3 protein-coding genes are annotated in these 1,691 nt (G+C 57.6%); all 3 read left to right on the top strand.

Annotated features, from left to right (window positions below):
- Positions 1 to 31: 31 nt before the first annotated feature.
- The 3 genes from B3Q33_RS12460 (at position 32) to B3Q33_RS12450 (ending at position 1,669) form a co-directional block, all read left to right on the top strand.
- Entirely contained in the window at positions 32 to 454 is a 423-nt protein-coding gene (locus B3Q33_RS12460; protein WP_035248308.1) for a VOC family protein, read from the top strand.
- A gap of 5 nt (positions 455 to 459) precedes the next feature.
- Positions 460 to 972 (top strand): transcription elongation factor GreB, encoded by a 513-nt coding sequence (gene greB, locus B3Q33_RS12455; RefSeq protein WP_052042841.1) that lies wholly within the window; start codon positions 460 to 462, stop codon positions 970 to 972.
- A 70-nt stretch (positions 973 to 1,042) separates the two neighbouring features.
- A complete protein-coding gene (locus B3Q33_RS12450; RefSeq protein WP_035248310.1) occupies positions 1,043 to 1,669 on the top strand; it encodes a DUF502 domain-containing protein in 627 nt (208 codons plus the stop codon).
- The last annotated feature ends 22 nt before the right edge of the window (positions 1,670 to 1,691 follow it).

The following is a 1,691-nucleotide window of genomic DNA, read 5'->3' as shown; positions in this document are numbered from 1 at the left end:
AATGACGAGAGTTTAGCAAGAGCGGTAGACGATGGAAAAACAGCCGGCCTTTCACCTGGCCTTTATGGTGAATGACCTGGAAGAAGCGGCAGACTTTTACTGCCGGGTGTTGGGTGGCCGCCGGGGGCGGGATGCCCCTAACTGGGTGGATATTGATCTGCATGGCCATCAGCTTTCCCTGCACAAAGGTGAGGATCTGACTCCGATCCAGGGCTACAGTGAGGTGGATGGCCATCCGGTGCCCATGCCGCACTTTGGCGTGGTGCTGGATTTCGCCCGCTGGGAAACCCTGGTGGAGCGCATTTACGACAATGACTGGCCGTTCCTGCTCAAGCCCCGCGAGCGTTTTGTGGGGCAGCCCGCCGAGCAGGGCACGTTTTTCGTGCAGGACCCCACCGGTAATACGCTGGAGTTCAAGGGACTGCGCGAGATCGATCGTATCTTCGAGGTGTAACCATCATGGGCCGCTGGCGACCAAAAAGCATTCCTGCTTCCAAGTACATCACCGCCGAAGGCTACAAGAAGCTCAACGATGAGCTGCAATACCTGTGGAAGGAAAAGCGCCCGGCAGTGACCCAGTCAGTGCAGGAGGCCGCTGCCCAGGGGGACCGGTCCGAGAATGCCGAATATATCTACGGCAAGAAGCAGTTGCGCGAGATCGACGGGCGGGTACGTTTTCTGAGCAAGCGTCTGGATGACATGACCGTCGTGGAGCGTTTGCCGGAAGATCAGAGCAAGGTGTTCTTCGGTGCCTGGGTGGAGCTGGAGAACGAGGACGGTGACACCGAAACCTACCGTCTGGTGGGGCCGGACGAAACCGATGCCAAGAGACATTACATCAGCATCGATGCGCCACTGGCACGGGCTTTGCTGAAGAAACAGGTGGATGATGAGGTGGTGGTAGACACCCCCGCCGGCGAGCGTTGCCTGTTCATCAGTCGCATCTGGTATGAGCAGGGCGAGAGGCGTTGAGCGAACCCTTGCCGATCGGTGTTGTCTGTTCATCACTGCTAACAACATGATAATCGAAGGCTTATAGCCCATGAGCGCCAATCGCCGTATCTGGTTCTTTATCCGCAAGTCCCTGCTGGGTGGCCTGACCATTCTGTTGCCCATTTCCATCATCGTGTTTTTCTTCCGCTGGATTTACCAGACGGTGACGGAAATGATCGCGCCGTTTACCACGGTATTTATCCGTGCCTTTGAGCTACCCAAATTCGTGGCCGACTGGTTGTCGGTGCTAGCGGTTCTGGTGCTGTGTTTTCTGGTTGGCACCCTGGTGGCCACCCGGGTGGGTAGCTGGCTGTGGCATCAGTGGGAAGAGAACGTGATGACCCGGTTGCCGGGTTACAAGACGGTGAAAGAAGTGATCGGCCAGCTAATGGGCAGCAACAGCGACAGCCCGTTCAGTCGTGGTGAGGTGGCAAGGGTGTGGCTGTATGGTCGTGATACGGATGTGTCGGTGACCGCGCTGGTGACCTCCCGCCATGCGGATGGCCATGTCACCCTCTTCGTTCCCACCGGCCCCAATCCCACCAGCGGGTTTATCTATCATGTAGACCAGAATCTGGTGGAGCTGCACCCGGAAATCGGCGTGGAGAGCATGATGAAAACCGTGGTGTCATGCGGCGCAGGCACGGCGGCGTTGTTCAAGACCGACAAGGCATAAGAGCTACGAGCTACGAGCTACG

This window comes from Alcanivorax sp. UBA3183 (genome assembly GCF_002364155.1).
Lineage (GTDB): Bacteria > Pseudomonadota > Gammaproteobacteria > Pseudomonadales > Alcanivoracaceae > Alcanivorax > Alcanivorax jadensis.
Note: the sequence above shows the minus strand (reverse complement) of the source record. Positions and strands in the feature narration are given on the sequence as shown.